The organism is Kitasatospora sp. NPDC093558 (assembly GCF_040683475.1).
In the GTDB taxonomy this organism is placed as follows: Bacteria; Actinomycetota; Actinomycetes; order Streptomycetales; family Streptomycetaceae; genus Kitasatospora.
Genome location: NZ_JBFBDY010000483.1, coordinates 1 through 4867, shown reverse-complemented (window position 1 = coordinate 4867; position 4867 = coordinate 1). Strand labels below are relative to the sequence as shown.

5 protein-coding genes are annotated in these 4867 nt (G+C 71.2%); 4 read left to right on the top strand and 1 reads right to left on the bottom strand.

What is annotated here, in order from left to right:
• Positions 1–1177, top strand: a 1177-nt coding sequence (locus tag AB0O00_RS29645; RefSeq protein ID WP_363656944.1) for a hypothetical protein, incomplete at its 5' end; no start/stop codon positions are given.
• Positions 1178–1292: 115 nt separating this feature from the next.
• On the opposite strand, the gene AB0O00_RS29640 is transcribed toward AB0O00_RS29645, so the two are convergent.
• The gene (locus AB0O00_RS29640) at positions 1293–1679 is read right to left on the bottom strand and encodes a helix-turn-helix domain-containing protein (protein ID WP_363656942.1); all 387 of its coding nucleotides are present in this window, start codon (positions 1677–1679) and stop codon (positions 1293–1295) included.
• 124 nt (positions 1680–1803) lie between these two features.
• On the opposite strand from AB0O00_RS29640, the gene AB0O00_RS29635 reads away from it, so the two are divergent.
• The 3 genes from AB0O00_RS29635 to AB0O00_RS29625 all read left to right on the top strand — a co-directional run bounded on the left by AB0O00_RS29635 (position 1804) and on the right by AB0O00_RS29625 (position 3918).
• On the top strand, positions 1804–2793 hold the full coding sequence (locus AB0O00_RS29635; RefSeq protein WP_363656940.1) for a zinc-binding dehydrogenase: 990 nt from the start codon (positions 1804–1806) through the stop codon (positions 2791–2793).
• A gap of 25 nt (positions 2794–2818) precedes the next feature.
• Positions 2819–3322 carry a hypothetical protein gene (locus AB0O00_RS29630; protein ID WP_363656939.1) on the top strand — a complete coding sequence of 168 codons (504 nt, stop codon included), beginning with the start codon at positions 2819–2821 and terminating at the stop codon, positions 3320–3322.
• Positions 3323–3477: 155 nt separating this feature from the next.
• Complete coding sequence (locus tag AB0O00_RS29625) at positions 3478–3918, top strand: hypothetical protein (protein WP_363656937.1); 441 nt, start codon at positions 3478–3480, stop codon at positions 3916–3918.
• Positions 3919–4867: the final 949 nt, after the last annotated feature.

The window sequence follows — 4867 nt, the reverse complement described above, 5'->3', positions numbered from 1 at the left end:
GGGCCTGACCGCCGCGTACGCGATCGCCACGCACGACCGCGGGGGCGTCGTCGTCGCGCTCACCGGTGCGGTGTTCGTCGGGGTCCTGCTGCTGCGCTGGGCGCCGTGGCGCCCGACGGTGGCGGGCCTCGGCGCACTGGGGACGGGCCTCCTGGGCGCCCACCTGATGAGCGTCTGGCTGCGCGCGCAGTTCACCGTGCCGGCCAGCAACGTCGGCGGGTACCTGTGGAGGGGCCTGACCGACCCGCAGGCCGCCGGGCGGACCCTGACCCGGACGGCCGGCCAGATCTGGTACGTCATCATCTCGACCTGGGGGATCGCCGGATTGGCCATCGTGGTCTGCCTGTTCGCCGTCTTCGACAAGCGCGTCGCCCGGCCGCACCGGATCGTGGGCGGGGTGATGATCGCACTGCTGGTCGGCATCGCGCTGGCGGCGGCCGCCGCACTGCCGGACGACAAGCGGATCGACAACTGGGTGTACGCCCGCTACGCGGCGTGCCTCGTCCCGGCGGCCTTCGTCGTCGGCAGCGCGGCGCTGGCCCGGCTGCGGGGCCGCGCCCTCGCCCGGACGCTCGCCGGAGCCGCCGGGCTCACGCTGGCACTCGGCGGCGCGGTGGTCCTGTCCGCCGGACCTCTGCTCAAAACGCAGGCCTTCGTCTCCTGGGGCATGCCGGACGCCCTGTTCCTCGGCGCCGACTGGGGCGAGCTGCGCATCATGCGGACGACCGCCGTCGCGTTCGCCGCCCTCGGCCTCGTGGTGCTGCTGCGGGCGATCACCTCGCGCCGGGCGGTCTGGCTCGGCGTCGCGCTCGCGCTGTTCGCCGGGTTCGCCACCGTCACCATCACCGATCAGATCAGCTACCCGCACTCGAACTGGCGCCGGAACCTCGCCACCGGCTTCACCGAGCAGGCCGGACTCCACCCGGACGACAGCGTCGTGTTCAGCTGGGACGGCGACTGGGGAATCCGCAGCACGCAGGCCTTCGAGGTCTACCGGGGCCGCGTCTGGTACCTGGACCCGCGCGACAAGCCGATCCCGGCGGCGGCCACGGCGGTGGTGATGCCTCCGGCGCCCGAGGGTGCGGAGCCGGAGACGGCGTGGCCGGGGCATCCCGGCGAGTGGTTCGTCGAGCGGGTCGACCGGCAGCAGGGGTGGATGGTCTGGCGGCGGCGCTGAGCGCCGTTCGCCTCCGGGGTTACGCGCCGCCGGGCCCAGCTTCGGGGCCGGCGGCGCTCTCGTACGCGGCGCTCTCGTACACGGTTCGCTCGGACGCGGTTCGCTCGGACGCGGTTTACTCGGACGCGGTTCGCTCGGACGCGGTTCGCTCGGACGCGGTTCGCTCGTACGCGGTTCGCTCGTACGCGGCGAGGACGGTCGCCAGCAGGCCCGGGAAGCGCGCCTCCAGGTCGGCCGAACGCAGGGCGGTGAGGCGGCGGTTGGCCTCCTCGCGCTGGCGGATGAGGCCGGACTCGCGCAGCACCTTGAAGTGGTGGCTGAGCGTGGACGGCGCGACGTCCACCGGAAAGGTGCCGCAGGCGCGCTCGGGCTCGGCGGCGAGGGTGCGCACGATCGTCATCCGGGTGGGGTCGGACAGCGCGTGCATCACGTCGAGCAGGTCGATCTCCCCGACCTCGGGGTGCGCGAGCGCCGACCGGCGACGGCTGGTGCTGCGGGGCACGGGTGGACCTCCGGGTTCGGCGTTCTCGGTTCCGTTCTTCCACGTTCGATGTTCGACAAACGTCGAAGAAGAGTGGTACTAATTTCGTCGTTCGTCGAACATCGTAGCCGCAAGGGGGACCGACATGCGCGCACTGGTGATGACCGCACCCGGTGGGGCGGAGAACTCGCAGGTCAAGGACGTCGAGGTGGTGACGCCCGGCCCCGGGCAGGTGGCCATCGACGTCGCCTACGCCGGACTCAACTTCGTCGACGTCATGGTGCGCCGCGGCGACGGCGGGTACACCTCCGAGTGGCCGTACCTGCCGGGCAAGGAAGTGGCCGGGACGGTCCGGGCGCTCGGCGAGGGCGTCACCGGGCTCGCGGTCGGCGACCGGGTCGTGGCCGCACCGGTCGGCGGCGGACTGGCGGAGGTCGCCGTCGCCGAGGCCGTGCTCACCGTGCCCGTCCCGGACGGGGTCGGGCTCCGCGAGGCCGCCGCCGTCCCGCTGGGACTGGCCACCTCCGTCCTGCTGCTCACCGACGCCGGGCGCTTCACGGCCGGCGACACCGTGCTCGTGCACTCGGCGAGCGGCGGGATCGGCAGCGCCATCGCGCAGTTGGTGCCGCTGCTGGGCGGGGGCCGGCTGCTCGGCACGGTGGGCCGGCCGGAGAAGGCCGCGGCGGCCGTCGCGGCCGGGTACGACGCGGCGTTCGCGCGCGACGAGGACCTGGTCGAGGCCGTCCGGAAGGCCACGGATGGGCAGGGCGTCGACCTGATCCTCGACCCGCTCGGCACCTCGGCCCTGCCGACCGACCTCGACATCGCGGCCCCCGGCGGCCGGATCGTCCTCTTCGGCAACGCGGGCGGCGGCGCCGTCGACGCCCTGCCACCCGTCGGCCGCCTCATGGCCGGCAACCTCACCATCACCGGCTTCAGCCACCGCGGCCTGGCCGCCACCGCACCCGCGAAGCTGGCCCACGCCATTCGCCGCGCGATGGACTTCCTGGCCGAGGCTCACCTCCCCCTCCCCGTCAACGAACTCCCCGACCTCGCCGCTGTCCCCGCCGCCCACGACGCCATGGAGGCCGGCCGGGCACTGGGCAAGTACGTGGTGCGCGTCGCGGCCGGCTGAGGCGAGCTACTGATGGTGGTTCGTGGTGCCCTGGCTGCGCCGGGATACTTCCGAGGTGCTGTTGACATGGATCGCCGAGGTGGCGGACGAGGCGTTGAGGCTGGAGCCGGGTGACTGGCGCGTGGAGTGGGAGACCAACACCTGGTGGCTGGGCGCGGCCGACGAGGACAGGCAGGCGCTGACCGTGCCCGAGGTGGTTGCCGCCTTTGAGCGGACCGCCGAAGGCATCCGCCTGCGCGTCCGCGCAATGGGCTTCGCAGGGGCGGCGACGTTCTACGTGTGGCACGACGAGCAGGCCGGGCAGCTCAGGTGCTCGACTGCGTCTGTGGCCGCGGACCAGCTGCCCTTCGGCGGTGCATACGTGCCTTCCGACGATCTCGGGCTGATCGTCGAGGGCTTCCTGAGTGACGGGGAGCCGGGCGCGGTCGCCTGGGAGGACCTTGAGGACGAGCAGTCAGGAGCCGTGTCCGAGGCGGAGGCCACGCCGTTCCCCGTGTGGGTCCGCAACGTCGGCGCGGTCGTCCACTGACCAGCTCGCTCAACAAGGCTCTCCACGACCTGTCCAACGGTTCACGCTACTCAATCCTGCAGCGTGCGGACGCCCATCTATGGCGGGACCAACGCGGAACCGCACCAACAATCAGCTGGTAATTTCGCCAGAGATCGCGAGACGGGAGCACACAGATGGACGACGCCCTGCGGCTTGCGGCTGTCGTGACGCTCGCCGCGCTCGGGCGGAGCCGCGATTACCGTGACCGGGCGGATGCCGGTCATGGCCTGGCAAGGTTCGCCGAGATGCGCGAGGCGTTCGAGCCGTTGCTCGAGCTCGTACTCGATCCCGGCGACACCTTCGTCACCAGGCGGACCGCGGAAGCCCTGCTCAGGCGCAAGGACAAGGCCGGGCTGCGGGTAGTCGCTTGTGCGCTCGCGGTCGCGGACTCGAATCACAGCGATTGGGTCCACACCGCGTTCAACGATGTGTTCAGCTTCTTCGCCACCGAGCTGGATGACGCGCTGCAGCTTTGCGAGGAGCTGTCGCGAGACCCCGACGAACGCGTTGCCCTGGGCGCTCGCCGGCTGCACGGAAGCCTGCCAGAGATCGACCCCGTTCCTCGGCCTGCGTAGTCCGGGGCGGGTGTGGCAACGAGGCCGCAGGAACCCGTCGGAAGATTCTGGACCTCATCACTTGCCCGAAGGCCGCATCGCACTCCCCGCCGCCGACCGGGCTGGGCACGCCCCGTAGAACTGTTGTGCGCGCGTGCACAGTTGAGCCGGCAAGGCTTGCGCAGGAAGTCGGATCGGCCGACTTCCTGCGCGGCAAAACCCAACGCCACCGGCCGACCACCCCCAGGCCCCGCCGCCGTCAACGCCCAAGGGCGGCCGGCCCGACTTCCTGTACCACGCGGGAGCCGCCCGCCAGCGAAGAAGAAACGCTTCTGCCACCGTGCGCAGGAAGTCGACCTCGCCGACTTCCTGCGCACGGTGGCACTGCGGCACAGCAGAGCAAGAACCTTTCTGCTGCGGCGGCCAGAGCGGCACTTCTCGCGAACCGGGCTTTCGGCGATAAGGGGAAGCGCTGCCGGCCAACCGCCCCAGGCCTCGCCGCCACCAGCGGTCGAGGCTCACCGTGCTGGAAGTCGGTCGGCCCGACTTCCTACGCTGGGGTCAACATTCCATGCTGGCCGACGCGTTGCCCGTACAAACAGCCGGTTCGCCGGGCCAACCACCTCACCCCTCTACCTCCAGTACCGGAAGCCCACAACGCCGAAAGTCGGCCAAGCCGACTTCCTGTGCGACATACCAACCTCCGCTACTGGCAGCTACGTTGCGCTGATTCACGCGTAGGCAGCCACCCCCACCTCTTCTGCAGGCAACGCCCGAGGCCTTCAGCACAGGAAGTCGACCGGCCCGACTTCCTGCTCCACCCACCAACCTCACTTGAACGCAGCAGAAATGCTTCTGCTGCACGGGCATTGGTGGACTCCGAGGCGGACGCTGCGCAGGAAGTCGATGGGGTCGACTTCCTGCGCACGGCGACTCAGGCGACAGCGAGCATGAACCTTTCTGCTGCGGC

Bases quoted from the DNA above. Each gene is read 5' to 3' on its own strand.
- AB0O00_RS29635 (WP_363656940.1), top strand. From the start codon at position 1,804: ATGCGCGCACTGGTGATGACCGCACCCGGTGGGGCGGAGAACTCGCAG.
- AB0O00_RS29625 (WP_363656937.1), top strand. From the start codon at position 3,478: ATGGACGACGCCCTGCGGCTTGCGGCTGTCGTGACGCTCGCCGCGCTC.